This window comes from Streptomyces sp. NPDC093795 (genome assembly GCF_044764665.1).
Classification (GTDB): Bacteria; Actinomycetota; Actinomycetes; order Streptomycetales; family Streptomycetaceae; genus Streptomyces.
On record NZ_JBIWIO010000015.1, the window covers coordinates 83973 to 103052 of the forward strand.

Below are 19080 nucleotides of genomic sequence, written 5' to 3' on the forward strand. Positions count from 1 at the left end.
GGAGACGAGCGTGACCCTGCATATCGCGCGGCGGGGCCCGACGGCCAATCGGGCCCCGCCCAACCCCGTCCTGCCTCAGCTCACTTCAGCGCCGCCGCCATCATCTTCTGCGCCACCGGGGCCGCCAGACCGTTGCCGCTGACCTCGGAGCGGGCCGCGCCCGAGTCCTCGATCAGCACCGCGACGGCGACCTGCTTCCCGGTGGAGGGGTCCTTCGCGTACGACGTGAACCAGGCGTACGGCGTCTCGCTGTTGTTCTCGCCGTGCTGCGCCGTGCCCGTCTTGCCGCCGACCTCGGCGCCGGCGATCGCCGCGTTGGTGCCGGTGCCCTCCTCCACGACCGTCCGCATGGCGCTCCGCAGCTGCTCGGCCGTCGAGGAGGAGACGATCCGCGTGGTGTCCCCGTCCCTGTACGACTGGAGGGCGTCGCCGTCGGAGTCGACGACCTCCGACACCATGTGCGGGGCCGCGAGCAGACCGTCGTTGGCGATGGCCGCCGACACCATGGCCATCTGGAGCGGGGTGGCGGTCACGTCGAACTGCCCGATGCCGGTGAGCGCCGTCTGCGCCGCGTCCATGCCGGACGGGTAGACGCTCGGGTAGGCGCGGACCGGGACGTCGAGCTCGTCGTCGTTGAAGCCGAACTTCTCTGCCGTCGCCTTCACCTTGTCCTGCCCCAGGTCGGCGGCCATCTTCGCGAAGACGTTGTTGCAGGAGTACTGGAGCGCGGTGCGGATCGTGGCGTTCTCGCAGGGCGCCGAGGCGTTCTCGTTCTTCAGGACGGTCCGGGTGTTCGGCAGGGTGTACGGGTCGGGGCTCTCCGTCGCCGTGTCCACCGAGCCGTACAGACCCTCCTCCAGGGCCGCCGCCGCGACGACCAGCTTGAAGGTCGAGCCGGGCGGCAGCGGCTGGCGCAGGGCCCGGTTGACCAGCGGCTTGTCCTCGTCGTCGGTCAGCGCCTTCCACGCGTCGCCGTCCGTCGTCCCGGCGATCTTCGACGGGTCGTAGGACGGGGTGGAGACCATCCCGAGGATCCGGCCGCTCGCCGGGTCGACGGCGACGGCCGCACCCTTGTTGTCACCGAGCGCCCGGTAGGCGGCCTTCTGCACGTCCGGGTCGATCGTGGTGACGACCGTGCCCGGCTCCTGCTGCTTGCGGGTGAGGGCGTCGAGCGGGTTCTTCAGCCGGTCGTCGGTGCCGTCGAGGACATCGCCGTAGATGCCCTCCAGCTGGGTGGCGCCGTACGCCTGCGAGCTGTAGCCGGTGACCGCCGCGTACAGCCCGCCGTCGGTGTACGTGCGCCGGTACTCGAGGTCCGTTCCCTCCGTCTTCTTCGAGCCGGTGACCGGCGAGCCGGCCACGACGATGTTGCCGAGCGGCTGCGCGTACTGCGCGATGGTCTTCCGCCGGTTCTTCGAGTCGTCCGCGAGCGCCGTGCCTTCGTACGCCTGCACCCAGGTGGCCCGGCCGAGCAGGGCGAGCACCAGGAGCAGCACGAAGACCGACGTGTTCCTGATCGTCTTGTTCATCGCACTTGGGGGACGAACGGGTCGGCGGGGGAGGTTCCGGATGTGGCCCGTTTCTCAGCGAACCTTCATCTCGTCGTACAACGCGGACGCCTCACCCCGCCCGGACGAAACCCGACTCGTACGCGAGGATCACCGCCTGTGTACGGTCGCGGGCTCCGGACTTCGCCAGGACCGCCGCCACATGCGTCTTGACCGTCGCCGCGCCGACGCCCATCCGGCCCGCGATCTCCGCGTTCGTCAGGCCCGTCGCCACAAGGCGCAGCACCTCCGCCTCCCGTTCGGTGAGGCGCCCCACCCACGGCGGCGCCACCGGCGCCCGGTGGCGGGCGTGCTCGGCGGCCAGGCCCCGCACCGCCGCCGGGTAGAGCAGCGAGTCGCTCCGCGCGACCAGCCGGACGGCGCCCACCAGCTCCTCCGCCGCCGCCCGCTTCAGCAGGAAGCCGGCCGCGCCGACGCGCAGCGCGTCGTACACGTAGGAGTCGTTCTCGAAGGTGGTCACCACCACGATCCGCGGCGGCTCCGCCATCCCCGCGAGGATCTGCTCGGTGGCCCGGATCCCGTCGATCTCCGGCATCCGCACGTCCATCAGGACGACGTCCGGCCGCTCCGCCCGCACCACCGACACCGCCTCGGCGCCGGTGGACGCCTCGCCGACGACCTGGAGGCCGGGCTCCGCGTCCAGGATGACCCGCAGGGCCGTCCGCACCATCCGCTCGTCGTCGGCGACGACCACCCTGATGACCGGCCCCCCGGCCACGGACGCGCTCATCGGGGGATCCTGACCGCGAGGCGCCAGACGCCGTCCGCCGGGCCGGCCTCCGCGGTGCCGCCGAGCAGCCGGGCCCGTTCCGCGATGCCGCGCAGACCGCGCCCGCCGTTGGGGCGGGCGACCGGGGGCCGCTCGGGCAGGGGGTTCTCCATGGTGATCTCCACCTTCTCGGTACGGGCGTCGAGCCGTACGGTGACGGGCTCCCCGCCCGCGTGCCGGGCCGCGTTCGTCAGCCCTTCCTGAACGATCCGGTACGCCTCCCGGGACAGCGCCTCCGGTACGGGGACGAGGTCACCGGACACCGTGAGCGCCACCTTCGGTCCCGCGCCCCGCACCAGGGCCTCCAGGGCGTCGAGCCCCGGGCCCACGCCCTGCTCGACCTCCTCGTCCCCGCGCAGCAGGCCCAGGACCCAGTCCAGCTCGCCGACCGTACGCCGGGTGGTCTCCTCGATCGCGGTCAGCGCCTCCCGGACGAACTCCAGGTCCGCCCCGTCGCCGCCGCTCAGGACCCGGCGGGCCGCGCCCGCCTGGAGGGTGACCGCGCTCAGCGCGTGACCGACGGAGTCGTGCAGCTCCCGGGCGAGCCGGTTGCGGGACTCCGCCTCCGCCGCGCGCCGCTCGGCCGCCGCGAGCCGGTCCGCCGGACTCGGCCCGAGCAGCCGGGGCGCCTGCCGGGCGAGGAGGGCGCCGGTCGCGGCGGCCACGGTGGCGAGCGCGAGCAGCATCAGGATCCCCGCGGGGAGCGCCGCCCAGCTCCACCAGGGCCGGTCGAGGCCCCAGAGCCGGCCGAGCTCCGACGCGCGGAGCCCCGGCGAGAACGGCAGCGCCATCACCGACACCGCGAACGGCGGCAGGGCCAGGGTGGCCCCGCTGACCAGCGCCCCGGCGCCCAGGTGCAGGGTCAGCCAGCCCGCCGCCCGCGCCCTCGCCTCCCGGCCCTGCGCGGGGCCGTCCGCGAACCGGTCCGCCGGTACCCCGCACAGCGCCCGCGCCGCCGCCACCGACATCGGCCGGGCCAGCGGGAAGAGCGCGCTGACCGCGACGAGCGGCAGGCCCACCGCGTACGCCCCGAACTGCACCCCGAGACTCCCGGAGAACATGCCTCCCGCGTCGAGCAACGGGGCCATGACCAGGGTGCCGACCATCCAGAACGGCATGAACAGCGCGCCGCCCACGATCAGATGGAGCCAGCGCCGTCTGGCCCGCTGCCCGAGGAGGGCGACCGCGCACCGCCTCACGCCTCGGCGCTCCGGCGCCGCAGGAAGACGGCCACGCACGCGGCGAGGAGGAACCCGGTGATCATGTCGCCAGCGTAGGACAGCTGTACGAGGTCGGGGACGCGCTTGGTGGGATCCGTCTCCGGGAGCACCGCGACGAGCGACATGTAGGCGCCCCAGCAGCCCACGGCGGCCGACGTCGTCCAGGCCACGGCGAGCGTGGTGCGGACCCGGAGCCGGGCCCGGAGCCGGGCGGGGCGGCGCAGGACCAGGAGGAGCGTGGAGAGGACGGCGACGGCGAGGAAGCCGAGCCACTGGGCCTCGAGGACGTAGAAGTCGGCGTCGCGGTCAGCGATCCGCCGTGCGGACAGGCCGGTGATCGCGCCCGCCGCCCACAGCAGATGCGGCACGGCCGACGCGAGCGCGGTCACCGAACCGGCCAGGGCGGCGGCCCGTACCCACGGCCCGGTCGTACGGCCGGGCAGATCGCCGAGCCGGCCGCGCCAGAGGTGGCCCCAGCGGTCCCGGGCGTACAGGACGAAGAGGGTGCCGAGGGCGAGGCCCTGGAGGATGAAGCCGCTGTAGACGACGCCGAAGACCCAGGGATCCAGGAAGGGTTCGCTGGGCGCGGCGGCCTTCTCGTCGCCGCTGAAGGCGGCGACCGCGAGCTGCGTCGGGTATCCGGTCATGATCGGGGTGAGCAGTCCCGTCGCCGCCCACATGGGGAGGGCGAGCAGCCAGGCGGGGAACCGCCGGCCCCAGGCCTGGGTGAGGAGCAGGGCGAGGACGACGACGAGGACGTCCGCGACCACCGTCACCGAGTTGGCGATCGCCATCATCCTCGGGTGCTCGAGGAGCGTGCTCCCGGCCGGGATGCCGATCTCGCTGCCCGCCACCCAGGCGACCTTGAGCGAGACGTACGGGACACAGGCGAGGATCGCGAGCGCGCGCAGCGCCCGGCGGGCGGCGGTCGGCCGGTGGGGCGTGGCCGGCCGGTGGGGCGCGGCCTGCCGGCCGGCGCGGGGGAGGGGAGCGGTCTCTGTCATGGCTCCACGCTCCCGTGCGCGCCCCCGGCGCCACGTCCTGCCGAGCGGTGAACCGTCTCCGCCGCACGGGGGAGACGGGGTCCTCCCCCGTGGCCGCAGACAACCGGCTCCGGGCGTCCGGCGACCGGCGCCGGGCGTCCGGCAACCGGCAATTGACCCACGTTTTCGATGATCAATTGACCCATAGGTATGGGTCAATAAGGCTCTAGAGTTGTGATCATGAACGAGAACGCGACTTTCGCCCCGCTCCTGACCCGTGCCGCCGACGCCGAGACCACCGCCGACCCCAGCAGCGTGATGACCCTGCTCGCCGACTCCGACAGCACCGGCGGGCAGCTCACCAGCTACCGCTCCTCCTTCGCGAAGGGAGCGGTCGGCGCCCCGGCGCACTTCCACACCAAGGCCTCGGAGATGTTCTTCGTCCTCGGCGGCTCGCTCCAGGTCCTCGTGGGCGAGGAGCTGTCCGTCCTGGAGCAGGGCGACTTCCTCCTCGTCCCGCCGCACACCCCGCACGCCTTCGCGGCGGCCCCGGGCGCCGAGGCCGACGTGCTGTTCGTCTTCACGCCCGGCATGGCCCGCTTCGACTACCTGCGGCTCCTCGGCCGGGTCATGCGGGGCGAGGCGAGCTTCGAGGAGATCAAGGCCTCCTCGGAGCAGTACGACAACCACTACGTGGACAGCCCGGTCTGGCAGGCGGCCCTGGCCGAGCGCTGACCCGCCCCCTCGCCGGCCGTCAGAGGCGGCGGGTCGCCAGGGTCAGCCGGTCCCGCGCGTCGAAGAGCGCGTCCTTGATCATCTGTTCGTGGGCCGGAGTGAGCCGCGCCACCGGCACCGAGCAGCTGATCGCGTCCCGCGCCGGGGTCCGGTAGGGGATCGCGATGCCGAAGCAGCGCAGCCCGAGCGTGTTCTCCTCGCGGTCCACCGAGAAGCCCTGCTCGCGGATGGTGTGCAGTTCCTCGATGAGTTGCTCGCGGTCGGTGATCGTGTGCTCGGTCAGCGCCGGAAGGGTCTCCGGGAGCAGCTTGCGCACCTGCTCGTCGGTGTGGGTGGCGAGGAGCGCCTTGCCGAGCGAGGTCGAGTGCGCGGGCAGCCGGCGTCCGACGCGGGTGAACGGCCGCAGGTAGTGCTGCGACTGACGGGTCGCCAGGTAGACGACGTTGGTGCCGTCGAGCCGCGCCAGGTGGATGGTCTCGGTGGTGTCGTCGGAGAGCCGGTCCAGGGTGGGCCGGGAGGCGGCCACCACCTCGTCGCCGTCGATGTACGAGGTGCCGACGAGCAGCGCCCGTACCCCGATGCCGTACCGCGTGCCGGTCGAGTCGGTCTCCACCCAGCCCAGCTCGACCAGGGTGCGCAACAGCATGTACAGACTGGACTTGGGATAGCCGACGGCCTCCTGGACGGCGGCCAGCGAGTGCATCCCGGGGCGCCCGGCGAAGTATTCGAGCAGCTCCACGGTCCGCACCGCGGACTTCACCTGCGCTCCGCCCGCGTCGGCAGTCGCCATGACCCTCGCCCCTTTTCACGTCGTCCGGTCGTCCGAGTGGGCCACCTGGCTGAACGGGGCCCCTTGTGGAGACGGCCGGGCCGTCCCTAGAGTCCCGTACAGATGCGTTCATCTACGGGAACTGTGTTCAGAATAGCGAACAGGGGCGTGGCGGTGGCGGCAGAACCAGTGTGGAGTGTGGACCCCCGGACGGGGAAGCCGCGCGAACAGGTCGCGGTGGAGGCCGGGGCGGAGGACGTCGACCGGGCCGTGCGGGCCGCCCACGGCGTCCGCGAGAGTCTCGCGGACCGGGCCGTACGGGCCGCCTTCCTCCGTACCGCGGCCGACCTCCTCGACGGGGCGCGCGAGCGGATCGTCGAGACGGCCGACGCCGAGACCGCCCTCGGGCCCGTCCGCCTCACCGGCGAACTCGCCCGCACCACGGCCCAGTTGAGGTCCTTCGCCGAGGTCGTCGAGGAGGGGTCCTTCCTCGACATCCGGATCGACGCGCCGGACCCCGGCGCCACCCCGCCCCGGCCCGACATGCGCCGCTGGAAGATCCCGCTCGGCGTCGTCGCCGTCTACGCCGCGAGCAACTTCCCGCTCGCCTTCTCCGTCCCCGGCGGCGACACGGCGAGCGCCCTCGCGGCCGGCTGCCCCGTGGTGGTCAAGGCCCACCCCGACCACCCGGCCACCTCCGAACTCTGCGCCTCCCTGCTGCGCGGGGCCGCTGCCAAGTCGGGCCTCCCCGAGGACGTCGTCGGCCTCGTCCACGGCTTCGACGCGGGCGTGGCACTCGTCCGCCACCCGCTCGTGGCCGCGGCCGGCTTCACCGGTTCGGTACGCGGCGGACGCGCCCTCTTCGACGCGGCGGCCGCCCGGCCCGTCCCCATCCCCTTCCACGGCGAACTCGGCTCCCTCAACCCGGTCGTGCTCACCACGGCGGCCGTGGCCGAGCGGGCCGAGGAGCTCGGCGCGGGCCTGGCCGGCTCCATGACCCTGGGGCAGGGCCAGTTCTGCACCAAGCCCGGCTTCGTCCTGGCCCCCACGGGCGAGGCGGGCGACCGCTTCGTCGACGCCCTCGGCGCCGGGCTCTCCGCGACCGGCCCCGGCGTGATGCTCGACCGGCGGATGCGGGACGCCTTCGTCGCCGGGGTCACCGAGCGCGCCGCGCTCGCCGGGGTGGGGACCCCGGTCGCCCCCGGCGCGGGCGACGCGCACACGGTCAGCGCCGGCGTCCTCGCCGTCGACGCCGCCCTGCTCGCCGAGGGCGACCGGCACGACCTGCTCCTCGAGGAGTGCTTCGGCCCGGTCACCGTCGTCGCCCGCTACTCCTCCCGTACGGAGATCACCGAGGTCCTGTCCCGGCTCCCCGGCAACCTCACCGCCACCCTCCACATCGCCACGGAGGCCACGGGAGCCACGGAGGCCACGGAGACCGCGGAAGCCACGGAGGCCACGGGGGCAACGGAGGCCGGCGGGGACGCCGACGCCGCCTCGCTCCTCGCCGAACTCACCCCGCTGGCCGGCCGCGTCCTCGTCAACGGCTGGCCCACCGGCGTCGCCGTCGCCCCGGCCCAGCACCACGGCGGCCCCTACCCGGCCACCACGTCCACCGCCACCTCGGTCGGCGCGACCGCGATCGAGCGCTGGCTGCGCCCGTTCACCTACCAGTCGACCCCCGACCACCTGCTCCCGCCGGAACTCCGCGACGGCAATCCGCTGGGGCTGCCGAGACGCTGACCCTCCCCGGCCTCAGGTCCCCACGCGCACCACGATCTTCCCGAGGTGCGTGTTCGACTCCATCAGCCGATGGGCGTCGGTGATCCGCTCCAGACCGTCGAAGGTCTCGGCGATCACCGGCGCGAGGGAGCCGTCCCGCAGCCCCGAGCCGATGAAGCCGGCCGCGCGGCGGCGCCCCTCCCCGGTCTCGGCGAGCGCGCCGTTCGCGTACGTGTGGACGGTCTGCGGCCAGTTCATCGAGAGCGCGACCGGCTCCGGGTCCAGCCAGCCGTACAGCACGGCCGTGCCGCCGGGCCGCAGCGCGTCACCGAGCCGGGCGAACCCGGGCCCGCCGACCGCGTCGAACACCAGGTCCGCGCCCGCCCCACCGGTGATCCCCCGCACCTCCGCGACCAGGTCGTCGGCGTCCTCCGACTCCGTCACGATCACGTGCGCCGCCCCGAGCTCCAGGAGCCGCTTCCGCTTGCCCTCGCCGCGCGTGGTGGCGATCGGCACGGCCCCGACCCGCAGGGCGGTCTGGATCGCGGCCGTCCCCACCCCGCTGGACGCCCCCGTGATCACCACATGGTCGCCGGCGCCGAGCCCGCCGGTCAGCACCATGCCGCCGTACGCCGTGAAGTACGTCAGCCAGACCGCCGCCGCCGTCACCGCGTCCACGCCCTCGGGCCGGGCCACCACGTACTCCTCGGGCAGCACCACCCGCTCCGCGTACACACCGTGCACCCCGAAGTCGAAGTTGGCCGCGGCCATCACCGGATCGCCCGGCGCGTACGCGGTGACCCCCGCCCCGACCGCCTCCACCACCCCGGCCGCCTCGTAACCGAGCCGCGAACCCGGCAGCGTGGGCGGGTAGTAGTACGTGCCCGCGCGGAACAGCGCCTCGGCGCGGTTGAGCCCGATCGCCTCCACCCGTACGAGCACCTCACCGGGCGCGGGGGCCGGCAGCGGCACCTCCTCCACCGTGAGCACCTCCGGCCCACCGAGCTCGTGGAAGAGAACGGCCTTCGTGGTCATGCCCGTTGTCGCCGTGTCCGTCGTCGTCGTGTCTGCCGTCGTGTCTGTCGTCGTCCCGCGTGTCGTCGTCATGGCTTCGACGTTAGGAGGGCGCGGCGAGACGATCCATGTCTCCATGGCTCCCCCCGATGTCCGATCGTCTCGCGCGGCTGAACGACGGGTACGGTGCCCTGATGGACGTACTGAGCGATGCCATCGCCGCCATGCGCACCGGCCGCCCCCACTCCTCCCGCACGGTCCGCTTCGCCCCCTGGGGCTTCCGCTTCCTCCCGAGCAAGGGCGCCGGGTTCCACGTCGTCCTCCAGGGCACCGCCTGGCTGCTGCCCCCGGACGACGCCGCCCCCGTCAGGCTCGGCCCCGGCGATGTCGTCCTCCTCGCCCACGGCACCGGACACGGCCTCGCCGACCGCCCCGACACGCCCCTCGTCGACGCCCTGCCCGCCGCCGACGGCTCCTGGCCCAGCCCGCCCGACCGGGGGCCCGTCGGCGCCGAGGAGACCCTGCTCCTGTGCGGCGCCTACCAGCTCAGCCGCGCCCGCGCCCACCCCCTCCTCACCGAGCTGCCCCCGTACGTCCACCTCCCCGCCCGCGTCGGGGCCCACCCCCGGCTGCGTGCCGCCGTCGACCTCCTCGGCGCCGAACTCGCCGAACCCCAGCCGGGATCCGACGCCGTCGTGCCCGCCCTCCTCGACACCCTGCTGCTCTACCTGCTGCGCACCTGGTGGCTCACCGAGCGCGCCGACCGGTCCACCGGCTGGTCGGCCGCCCTCGGCGACCCGGCCGTCGCCGGGGCCCTCCGCGCGCTCCACGGCGACCCCGCGAAGTCCTGGACGGTCGAGGAGCTCGGGGCCCTCGGCGGCCTCTCCCGCGCCGCCTTCGCCCGCCGGTTCACCGCCCTCGTCGGCCGCTCGCCCCTCGCGTACCTCACCTGGTGGCGGATGACCGCCGCGGGCCGCCTCCTCCGCACCGACGACCTGCCGCTCCGCGCGGTCGCCCAACGTTCCGGGTACTCCTCGGAGTTCGCCTTCGCCAAGGCCTTCAAGCGGGAGTACGGGGTGGCGCCGGGTCAGTACCGCAAGGGCGCCTGAACCCGCCCGGGCCGGTGGCCGGGCAGACGCAGGCCCGGCAGCCCGGCCGGCCCGGCGGACGCAGGCCCGGTAGCCCGGTCGCTCACGCGCGGCGGCCCGGCAGGCGCAGCGACGCCAGGGCCGTCAGGGTCAGCAGGCCCGCGCTGATCAGGATGCTCGTCGGCAGCGCCGTCTCCATCGACCGGGCCGCCAGCGACCCGAAGACCGCGACGGCGAGCGCGCCCGCCGTCTGCCGCATCGCGTTGAGGAGCCCCGCCGCCGTGCCCGCCCGCTCCGCGGGGACGGCCTCCATCATCGAGGCGATCAGCGGCGGCAGCGAGAAACTCGCCCCCACCCCCAGCGGCACGAGCAGCAGCGCCTGCGCCACCCGGGAGGACTCCGCGTCCACGGTGAGCAACCCCAGCAGCCCGGCCACCGCGACCGCCTGGCCCAGGACGATCGGCAGCCTCGCCCCGTACCGCGCCGCCACCCGCGCCGACAGGAGGTTCACCCCGGCGAGCAGCCCCGTCATGGGCAGGAACATCAGCCCCGCCGCCAGCGCGGAGAGCCCGAGGACCTGCTGGAAGAAGAGACTGAACACGAACAGCATCCCGTAGAAGGCCACGCTGTTCGCCGAGCCCGCCGCCACCGCCACGGCCACCGTCGTGTTCCTGAAGAGCCCGAGCGGCACCATCGGATGCCGCCGCTGCGCCTCGATCACCAGGAGGGCCGCGAAGGAGACGCCCGCGACCCCCAGCGCCCACCAGGCCTCCGTACCGCCCTCGATGGCGGCGAACGTCAGCGCCCCGAGCGCCGTCATCGCCGTCAGCTGCCCCGGCAGGTCGATCGGGGCGGTCCCGCGCGCCGACCGCGCCACCCGGGTCAGCGGGGCGAGCGCGAGCAGTCCGAGCGGCAGGTTGAGGAAGAAGACACCCCGCCAGCTCCACGCCGTGGTCAGCGCCCCGCCCACGACGGGCCCGAGCGCCACCGCGACCGTGCCGCCCGCCGCCCACAGCGACACCGCGCGGGCCCGCCGCACCGGATCGCCGTACGCCTCCCGTACGAGCGCCAGCGAGGCCGGCAGCATCACCGCCGCCGCCGCGCCCTGCACCGCCCGGGCCGCCAGGAGCGCCGGAAGACCCGGGGCGAGACCGCAGACCGCGGAGGCGAGGACGAAGACGACGACCCCGGCCCCGTACGCCCGGCTCGCCCCGACCCGGTCGGCGAGGGCCCCGCTGGACAGCAGCAGCGCGGCGAGGACGAGCGTGTACGAGTCGACCACCCAGGGCAGCCCCGACATCCCGGCCCGCAGGTCGGCGCCGATCGCGGGCAGGGCGACGTTCACGACGGAGGTGTCGAGGGTGATGAGGGCGAAGCCGAGCATCGCGGCGACCTGGGCGGGACGGGGGGAGGTGGGCCGGTCGACGGGGGTCTCGGTGAGGAGCGTGGAGGACATGCCCCCAGCTTCATGATCGGCCGAGCCGTACAGTAGCGGCCCGAATGCCATACGTCCGGAGGTTCTGGCCATGACGGTCCCGTCCCGTGTCCAGCGCGTCGCCGTGATCGCCGCCCCGCCCGTCTCGATGTTCAACCTGGCCATCCCCGAGATGCTGTTCGGCAAGGTCGAGATCGACGGCGCACCCGGGTACGAGACGGTCATCTGCGCCCCCGACCCGGGGCCCGTGCCCACCACCGGCGGGCTCGACCTGGTCGTCCCGCACGGCCTCGACGCCGTCGCCGGGGCCGACACCGTGGTCCTCGCGGGCAGCGGCTCCTCCACCGACCCCGACCCGCGCATCCTCGACGCGCTGCGTGCCGCCGCAGCCGCGGGCCGGCGGATCGCCTCCATCTGCACCGGTGCCTTCGCGCTCGCCGAGGCCGGGCTGCTCGACGGGCGGGCGGCGACGACGTACTGGACGTACCGGCCGCTGCTCGCCGCCCGCCACCCGGCCGTCGACCTCCAGGACGACGTCCTGTTCGTCCAGGACGGGCCCGTGCTGACGTCCTCCGGGTACGCGGCGGGCATCGACCTCTGCCTGCACGTCATCCGGACCGACTACGGCGCCGCCGTCGCCAACACCGTGGCCCGCCAGGCCCTTGTCGCGCCCGTACGGCCCGGCGGCCAGACCCAGTTCACCCAGACCCCGCTGCCGCCCGAGCGCGGGGTCTCCTTCGCCGACACGCGCGCGTGGGCCATGGAACACCTCGACGAACCGCTCGGCCTCGCCGACCTCGCCCGGCACGCCGGGGTCTCCGTCCGCACCCTCTCGCGCCGCTTCCACGCCGAGACCGGGGTCAGCCCGCTCCAGTGGCTGCTGCACCAGCGCGTGGAGCGGGCGAAGGAACTCCTGGAGACGACCACGCTCTCCGTGGACGCGGTGGCCCGCGCCGGCGGCCTCGGTACGGCGGACTCCCTCCGCCACCACCTGCTGCGCCGCACGGGCCTCACCCCGAGCGCCTACCGGTCGTCCTTCACCCGCCTGCCCGCGCCCTCCGCAGCCCCGCAGGAGGCCCCACCCACCCGCGCACCGCAACCGCCCCACCCTCCCGCGCGTCCTGAAGGATCATGATCAGACTCGCGACCGCCGCCGACCTGGATGCCATCGTCGCCCTCCACACCGAGGCCCGCGCCACCTACTACCGGGGCCACGTCCCCGACGCCGACTTCCTCGGCCCCGAGGAGGTCGCCCGCTCCCGGGCGGGCTGGGCGGCGGCCGTCGACCGCGGGGCCGTCCTCTGCGCCGTACGGGACGGGGAGGTCGCCGGGGTCGCCGCGTACGGACAGCGCGACGGCCTCATGCACCTCACCCAGCTCCATGTGCTCCCCGCCCGCTGGCGCGCGGGCGTCGGCGCCGAGCTCCACACGGCCTGCACCGACGCCTGGCGGGCCGCCGGAGTGACCGAGGCCCGGCTCGAGGTCTTCGAGAAGAACGAGCGCGCCCAGGCCTTCTACGCGACCCACGGCTGGACCCCCGACCCGGAGAACCCGCGCGACGGCAGCCACCTCGTGCTCCGGCTCACACTGGCACCGGAAACGGAATGAACCCGGCCGGTGGGGGCGTTGTCGCGACCGGACACCCCCGCCCGAACACCCACCGGCAACCCTCGGAGAGAAGTCACATGCGCGTCGAGATCTGGAGCGACATCGCTTGTCCCTGGTGCTACATCGGCAAGGCCCGCTTCGAGAAGGGGCTCGCGGCCTTCGCCCACCGGGACGACGTCGAGGTCGTGCACCGCTCCTTCGAGCTCGACCCGAACCGCGCCAAGGGCGACTCGGGCCCCGTCCTGGAGATGCTCGCCAGGAAGTACGGCCGTACGCTCGACGAGGCCCGCGCCATGGAGGCGCACGTCGCCTCGAACGCGCACTCCGAGGGCCTCGGTTACCGTACCGAGGGCCGCGACCACGGCAGCACCTTCGACATCCACCGGCTGCTGCACCTCGCCAAGGACCGCGGGCTCCAGAACGAGCTCCTCGACCTGGCCTACCGCGCCAACTTCGCCGAGGAGCGCTCCGTCTTCGACCCGGAGACCCTGGTGACGCTCGGCGTCGAGGCCGGTCTCGACGAGACCGAGGTCCGGGCCGTGCTCGCCGACGACTCGGCCTACGCCGAGGCCGTACGCGAGGACGAGCGCGAGGCCGCCGAACTCGGTGCGAACGGCGTGCCGTTCTTCGTCCTCGACCGCCGCTACGGCATCTCCGGCGGCCAGCCCGCCGAGGTCTTCACCCAGGCCCTCGACCAGGCCTGGCAGGGCCGCGTCCTCCAGCCGGTCGGCTCCGACGCGGAGGTCTGCGGCCCGGACGGCGCCTGCGAGGTTCCGGGGGCCTGACCGCCTGGCCGGGCCTTCTGACCTGCGGAGATAAGCGCGCCTTGGGTTCTCCCGCGATTCGATCGCCATTGACGGGTGATCGCGGGGAATCCAGGGTGAGGGCATGGATTCCCTTGACCAGCCGCTCGGCGGCGCCGAGTTCGCGCCCAAGAAGACCTACCTGAACACCTCCGCCTGCGGGCTGCTGCCCCGCCGGACCATCGAGGCCGTGACGCTCCTCGCCGAGCAGACCGCCGACGGCCGCGCCGACGGCGCCGGCAGCTTCGACATCGTCGACGAGGCCCGCTCCGCCTTCGGGCGTCTCGCCGGTGTCCCGCACGAGCGCGTCGCCGTCGGCAGCTCGGTCGCCGTGCACTGCGGGATGATCGCCCAGTCGATGCCCGCCGGAGCCGAGATCCTCTTCCCCGAGAACGAGTTCTCCTCCGTCGTCACCCCCTTCACGATCCGCGGCGACCTCAAGACCCGCTACGTGCCCCTGGAGCGGCTCGCCGAGTCCGTCCGCCCCGAGACCGCGCTCGTCGCCTTCTCCGCCGTGCAGTCGGCGGACGGCCGGACCGCCGACTTCGAGGCGATCCGGGCCGCGGCCGCCGCGCACGGCGCCCGTACGCTCCTCGACGCCACACAGTCGGCGGGGTGGCTGCCGCTGAGCGCGGGGGAGTGGGACTACACGGTCGCCGGCGGCTACAAGTACCTGCTCTGCCCGCGCGGGGCGTCCTTCCTCACCGTCACCGAGGAGGCGCAGGACTCGCTCCTCGCGATCCACGCCAACTGGGTCACGGGCGAGGAGCTGTGGGTGAACAGCTACGGCCCGGTCCGCGAACTGGCCCGTACCGCGCGCCGCTTCGACGAGCCCGTCGCCTTCTTCTCGTACCACGGCGCGGCCCGCTCGCTCGCGCTCCTCGAAGAGGTCGGCATCGAGCGGATCGAGGCCCACAACAAGGGGCTCGCCGCCCGCTTCCGCTCCGGGCTCCTCGCCCTGGGCCACGAGCCGGTCACGGACGACTCGACGGTCGTCGCCGTCCCCGGCCTCGGGGACCGGGCGGAGGCCCTGCGCGAGGCCGACATCCTGCTCTCCGCCCGCGCGGGCAACCTGCGCGCGTCCTTCCACCTGTACAACACGGCGGCGGACGTGGACCGGGCCCTGGACGTCCTGGCGGGCTGAGCGCGTACCCGCCCGGCTGGGGGGGAGGGCCCCGCCCTCCTCAGCGGCCCCCGGGCGGCGCCGGGCAGGCGCCCGCCTCAGCAGCCCCCCGGCGGCGCCGGGCACGCGCCCGCCTCGCCCGCCTCCTCGCGCAGGTTCTCCGCCACGAGGCCGAGGAGCCGGGCCAGCTCCGCCCGGTCGTCCGGGGCGAGTCCGTTCAACGAGAGCGCCTCCAGGTCCGACCAGACGCCCTCGACACCGGCCCGCAGTGTCCGGCCCTCGTCCGTCGCCTCGACCAGGACCGCGCGCCGGTCGGCCGGGTCCGGGCCACGGCGGACGTGGCCGCACTGCTCGAGGCGCTGGACCATCTTGGTCACCGTCGACGCGTCGAGGCCGAGGGACTGGATCAGCTCGGACTGGCGGACCGGACCGCAGTCCCAGAGCCGCATCATCATCATCTCCTGGCCCGGGTAGAGGCCGAGCTCCCGCAGCCGTCGTCCGGCGGCGATCCGGTGCATCCGGGCCACCTTGGCGAGCGCGATGCTGACGGGGCCGCCACGGGCGGCGGACGGCGTCGTCTCCGTACAGACGGGGTCGGTCGTTCCTGACATGCGCGCTCCTCGGGACGGCTCTCCCGGGATCCGCGGGAGGCTCTCCCCAGATTACCTTGGCCGGCCAAGCAATGGGTTACAGTGGCAACGGCCCATTTACTTGGCCGACCACATAATGATGTGAGGGGACAGCCATGACCACCGCCTTCGACCCCATCGACCTCGCCGGGACCCGGCTCGCCAACCGCATCGCCATGGCGCCCATGACCCGCAGCCGCGCCGACGCCGGGAGCCGCACCCCCACCGCGCTCGTCGCCGAGTACTACGCCCAGCGCGCCTCCGCCGGACTCATCATCAGCGAGGGCGTCCAGCCGGTCCCCGAGGGCCAGGGCTACCCCTTCACCCCCGGACTGCACAGCCGGGAGCAGATCGCCGCCTGGCGCCGGGTCACCGACGCCGTCCACGAGCGCGGCGGGCGGATCTTCGCCCAGCTGATGCACTCCGGCCGGATCGGGCACCCCGACCTCCTCGACGGCGGCCTCCACCCCGTCGGCCCCTCCGCCGTCGCCGCCGCCGGCAAGGTCTTCACCCCCGAAGGGCCCAAGGACTTCGTCACCCCGCGCGTACTCACCGGGGACGAGGTGCGCGAGGCCGTCGCCGGCTTCGCCTCCGCCGCCCGCAACGCCGTCGAGGCCGGCTTCGACGGCGTCGAGATCCACGGCGCCAACGGCTACCTCGTGCAGCAGTTCCTCGCCTCCGGCTCCAACCACCGCACCGACGAGTGGGGCGGCCCCGTCGAGAACCGCATCCGCTTCGCCGTCGAGGTCGTGAGGGCCGTCGCCGCCGAGATCGGCCCCGAGCGCACCGGCCTGCGCATCTCCCCGGCCAACACCTTCAACGACATCACCGAGACCGACACCGACGAGCTGTACCTCGCCCTGCTCGACGCGATCGAGCCGGTCGGCATCGCCTACCTCCACGTCCTGGAGAGCACCCCCGAGCAGCGCCCGTACGTCCTCGACCTGCGCAAGCGGTTCGCCGGCACGTTCATCCTCAACCCGGCCACCGGCGAGGCCCCGACCGACGCCGCGTCCCTCGCCCTGATCGAGGACGGCACCACCGACCTCGTGGCCTTCGGCAGGCTCTTCATCGCCAACCCCGACCTGCCCGCCCGGCTGCGGACCGACGGCCCCTACAACCCCCTGGACGGCGCCACCATGTACGGCGGCGACCAGCGCGGCTACGTGGACTACCCGGCGCTGTAGGACCCGGCCCTCCGGATCAGGCCGGGCCCGCGCACGGCGAAGGGGCGGATCCGGACCCGGGAACTCCGAAGGGGCGGGATTCCGGACCCCGGAACCCCGCCCCTCCCCGTACCGCCGATCAGGCCCACGCCTCCGTGACCGCCCGGCGCGCGCCCTCCAGGTCCACCGCACGGCCCGTCTCGCCGAGCGCCGCCCCCAGGGCGGCCAGCGAGGACTGCACCGCGCCCGGCGTCGCGTCCACCCCGTAGTGGTTGACCCGGATCATCTCCCCGGCGAGCGCCCCGCCACCCGCGATCAGCGGCAGCGACGGGTCGGCGGCCAGCGCCTTCGCCACGAGCTCCGAGGCGTCCACCCCGGCCGGGGTACGCAGCGTCGTCGCGACCGGGGCCGCGTCCTTCGCCTCGTACACGTACGGTCCGAGACCGCCGCCGAGCGCCAGCGCACCCGCCCGCGTCGCCGCCGCGGCCGAGGCGTGCCGACCCATCAGGGCGTCGAGCCCCTCCGCCTCGATCCGCTCCACGCACGCCTCGAGCGCCAGCATCTCCAGCTGCGCGGGCGCGTGCAGCAGCGTCTTCCGGCCGCCGTCGATCCACCGTTCCTTCCAGTCGAGGAGGGAGAGGTACGAGCGGCGCGGCGCGGCCGGGTTGGCGGCGAACCGCTCCCAGGCCCGCGCGCTCACCGACACCGCCGACACCCCCGCCGGCCCGCCCATCGCCTTCTGCGCGCCGATGATGCACATGTCCACGCCCCACGCGTCCGGCAGCACCGGCTCGGCGCCGATCGACGCCACCGCGTCCAGGTAGAACAGCGCGCCGTGCGCCCGTACGACCTCACCGATCTCCGCCACCGGGTTGGTGTTGCCGGTCGCCGCCTCCGCGTGCACCAGGGACACGAAGTCGATCTCCGGGTGCTCGGCGAGCGCCCGCTCCACCTGCTCCGCCGTCACGGCGGTGTGGAAGGGCACCTCCAGGTCGACGACGGTCGCCCCGCAGTCCCGCAGCCAGTTGCCGAAGGTCTGACCGTACGGACCGGTGACGACGTTCAGCGCGGTCGAACCGGCCCGCGCCCCGCTGCGGATGCACCCCTCGAGGGGCAGCAGCGCCTCGCCCTGGGTGATCACCACGTCCTGCTCCGTGGAGAGCAGCGCGGCCACCCGCCGCTCGATCGACGCGAAGTGCGCGGCGGTCAGCGGGGCCAGGTCCAGGAGCGGATGCGTCACGGTCACGGTGGTGCCTTCTTCGGATCGGATTCGTGCGGGCGGAACTCCGGATCAGGGTACCGAGGGGCCCTCCCCGGCCGGGGTCCCGTCCTCGTACAGTGCAGACATGAGTGATCACGCGGTGCTGCACGTGAAGGGACGGGTGCTCGTCGGCCCCGAGGACGTACGGGACGAACTGTGGTGCGTCGACGGGCGGATCACCTTCGACCGGCCCGCCACCGAGGCGGTCACCGTCGAGGGCTGGGTGCTGCCCGGCCTCGTCGACGCCCACTGCCACGTCGGGCTCGACCGGCACGGCCCCGTCGACGAGGCCACCAGCGAGAAGCAGGCCCTCACCGACCGGGACGCGGGCACGCTGCTCATCCGGGACGCCGGCTCGCCCTCCGACACCCGCTGGATCGACGAGCGCGAGGACCTGCCGAAGATCATCCGCGCGGGCCGGCACATCGCCCGCACCCGCCGCTACATCCGTAACTACGCCCATGAGATCGAGCCCGCCGACCTCGTGGCGTACGTCGGCCGCGAGGCCCGGCGCGGCGACGGCTGGGTCAAGCTCGTCGGCGACTGGATCGACCGCGACGCGGGCGACCTCACCGCCTGCTGGCCGCGCCCCGAGGTCGAGGCGGCCATCGCGGAGGCGCACCGGCTCGGCGCCCGCGTCACCGCGCACTGCTTCGCGGAGGACTCGCTCCGGGACCTGGTCGAGGCGGGCATCGACTGCGTCGAGCACGCCACCGGGCTCACCGAGGACACGATCCCGCTCTTCGCCGAGCGGGGCGTCGCCATCGTGCCGACCCTGGTCAACATCGCGACCTTCCCGCACCTCGCCGACGGCGGCCAGGGGAAGTTCCCCCGCTGGTCGGCCCATATGCGCCGGCTGCACGAGCGCCGGTACGACACCGTGCGCGCCGCCTTCGACGCGGGCATCCCGGTCTTCGTGGGCACCGACGCGGGTGGCTCCCTCGCGCACGGGCTCGTCGCCGAGGAGGTCGAGGAGCTGACCCGGGCCGGCATCCCGCCGATCGACGCGCTCGCGGCCACCGCCTGGGGGGCCAGGGCCTGGCTGGGCCGCCCGTCCCTCGAGGAGGGCGCCCCCGCCGACCTCGTCGTCTACGGCGAGGACCCGCGCGCGGACGTCCGTGTCCTCGCGGCACCGCGCCGGGTCGTCGTCAACGGGCGGATCGTGGGCTAGTACACCGAGTACACCG

18 protein-coding genes are annotated in these 19080 nt (G+C 74.2%); 9 read left to right on the top strand and 9 right to left on the bottom strand.

The features are described from left to right. Positions 1-80: 80 nt before the first annotated feature. From ACIRB7_RS31820 to ACIRB7_RS31835, 4 genes are all read right to left on the bottom strand, one after another. Positions 81-1529, bottom strand: coding sequence for a peptidoglycan D,D-transpeptidase FtsI family protein (locus tag ACIRB7_RS31820; protein ID WP_403605686.1), 1449 nt, complete (start codon positions 1527-1529; stop codon positions 81-83). Positions 1530-1620: 91 nt separating this feature from the next. Beyond that, positions 1621-2298 carry a response regulator gene (locus ACIRB7_RS31825; protein WP_403605689.1) on the bottom strand — a complete coding sequence of 226 codons (678 nt, stop codon included), beginning with the start codon at positions 2296-2298 and terminating at the stop codon, positions 1621-1623. Then, positions 2295-3536, bottom strand: a complete 1242-nt coding sequence (locus ACIRB7_RS31830; protein ID WP_403605692.1) for a sensor histidine kinase — start codon at positions 3534-3536, stop codon at positions 2295-2297. Before ACIRB7_RS31830 ends, ACIRB7_RS31825 begins: the two co-directional genes overlap by 4 nt. Further along, complete coding sequence (locus tag ACIRB7_RS31835; protein ID WP_403605695.1) at positions 3533-4561, bottom strand: hypothetical protein; 1029 nt, start codon at positions 4559-4561, stop codon at positions 3533-3535. The genes ACIRB7_RS31830 and ACIRB7_RS31835 overlap by 4 nt, the downstream gene beginning before the upstream one ends. 219 nt (positions 4562-4780) lie before the next feature. Between ACIRB7_RS31835 and ACIRB7_RS31840 the strand changes: the two genes are divergently transcribed. Then, on the top strand, positions 4781-5275 hold the full coding sequence (locus tag ACIRB7_RS31840; protein WP_403605698.1) for a cupin domain-containing protein: 495 nt from the start codon (positions 4781-4783) through the stop codon (positions 5273-5275). Positions 5276-5294: 19 nt separating this feature from the next. On the opposite strand, the gene ACIRB7_RS31845 is transcribed toward ACIRB7_RS31840, so the two are convergent. Beyond that, on the bottom strand, positions 5295-6065 hold the full coding sequence (locus ACIRB7_RS31845; RefSeq protein ID WP_351212834.1) for an IclR family transcriptional regulator: 771 nt from the start codon (positions 6063-6065) through the stop codon (positions 5295-5297). Positions 6066-6218: 153 nt separating this feature from the next. Between ACIRB7_RS31845 and ACIRB7_RS31850 the strand changes: the two genes are divergently transcribed. Continuing rightward, a complete protein-coding gene (locus tag ACIRB7_RS31850; protein WP_403605701.1) occupies positions 6219-7787 on the top strand; it encodes an aldehyde dehydrogenase (NADP(+)) in 1569 nt (522 codons plus the stop codon). A 12-nt stretch (positions 7788-7799) separates the two neighbouring features. On the opposite strand, the gene ACIRB7_RS31855 is transcribed toward ACIRB7_RS31850, so the two are convergent. Beyond that, a complete protein-coding gene (locus ACIRB7_RS31855; RefSeq protein WP_403605949.1) occupies positions 7800-8801 on the bottom strand; it encodes a zinc-dependent alcohol dehydrogenase family protein in 1002 nt (333 codons plus the stop codon). 173 nt (positions 8802-8974) lie between these two features. Here ACIRB7_RS31855 and ACIRB7_RS31860 point away from each other — a divergent pair, with 173 nt between their 5' ends. Next, complete coding sequence (locus ACIRB7_RS31860) at positions 8975-9889, top strand: AraC family transcriptional regulator (RefSeq protein ID WP_403605704.1); 915 nt, start codon at positions 8975-8977, stop codon at positions 9887-9889. Between the two features lie 82 nt (positions 9890-9971). On the opposite strand, the gene ACIRB7_RS31865 is transcribed toward ACIRB7_RS31860, so the two are convergent. Then, positions 9972-11324 carry an MFS transporter gene (locus ACIRB7_RS31865; protein WP_403605707.1) on the bottom strand — a complete coding sequence of 451 codons (1353 nt, stop codon included), beginning with the start codon at positions 11322-11324 and terminating at the stop codon, positions 9972-9974. A gap of 70 nt (positions 11325-11394) precedes the next feature. Between ACIRB7_RS31865 and ACIRB7_RS31870 the strand changes: the two genes are divergently transcribed. From ACIRB7_RS31870 to ACIRB7_RS31885, 4 genes are all read left to right on the top strand, one after another. Further along, on the top strand, positions 11395-12438 hold the full coding sequence (locus ACIRB7_RS31870) for a GlxA family transcriptional regulator (protein WP_403605710.1): 1044 nt from the start codon (positions 11395-11397) through the stop codon (positions 12436-12438). Continuing rightward, positions 12435-12911 (top strand): GNAT family N-acetyltransferase, encoded by a 477-nt coding sequence (locus ACIRB7_RS31875; protein ID WP_403605713.1) that lies wholly within the window; start codon positions 12435-12437, stop codon positions 12909-12911. Before ACIRB7_RS31870 ends, ACIRB7_RS31875 begins: the two co-directional genes overlap by 4 nt. Before the next feature lie 77 nt (positions 12912-12988). Beyond that, entirely contained in the window at positions 12989-13696 is a 708-nt protein-coding gene (locus ACIRB7_RS31880) for a DsbA family oxidoreductase (protein WP_403605716.1), read from the top strand. Between the two features lie 103 nt (positions 13697-13799). Then, positions 13800-14858, top strand: a complete 1059-nt coding sequence (locus ACIRB7_RS31885; protein ID WP_403605719.1) for an aminotransferase class V-fold PLP-dependent enzyme — start codon at positions 13800-13802, stop codon at positions 14856-14858. Between the two features lie 77 nt (positions 14859-14935). Here the strand turns inward: ACIRB7_RS31885 and ACIRB7_RS31890 are convergent, their stop codons facing one another. Further along, complete coding sequence (locus ACIRB7_RS31890) at positions 14936-15448, bottom strand: MarR family winged helix-turn-helix transcriptional regulator (RefSeq protein ID WP_403605722.1); 513 nt, start codon at positions 15446-15448, stop codon at positions 14936-14938. Between the two features lie 134 nt (positions 15449-15582). On the opposite strand from ACIRB7_RS31890, the gene ACIRB7_RS31895 reads away from it, so the two are divergent. Continuing rightward, positions 15583-16653 carry an alkene reductase gene (locus ACIRB7_RS31895; RefSeq protein WP_403605725.1) on the top strand — a complete coding sequence of 357 codons (1071 nt, stop codon included), beginning with the start codon at positions 15583-15585 and terminating at the stop codon, positions 16651-16653. A gap of 118 nt (positions 16654-16771) precedes the next feature. Here the strand turns inward: ACIRB7_RS31895 and ACIRB7_RS31900 are convergent, their stop codons facing one another. Next, positions 16772-17872: a pyridoxal-phosphate-dependent aminotransferase family protein gene (locus ACIRB7_RS31900; RefSeq protein WP_403605952.1), complete on the bottom strand. Its 1101-nt coding sequence runs from the start codon at positions 17870-17872 to the stop codon at positions 16772-16774. A gap of 106 nt (positions 17873-17978) precedes the next feature. Here ACIRB7_RS31900 and ACIRB7_RS31905 point away from each other — a divergent pair, with 106 nt between their 5' ends. Continuing rightward, on the top strand, positions 17979-19064 hold the full coding sequence (locus ACIRB7_RS31905) for an amidohydrolase family protein (protein WP_403605728.1): 1086 nt from the start codon (positions 17979-17981) through the stop codon (positions 19062-19064). Positions 19065-19080: the final 16 nt, after the last annotated feature.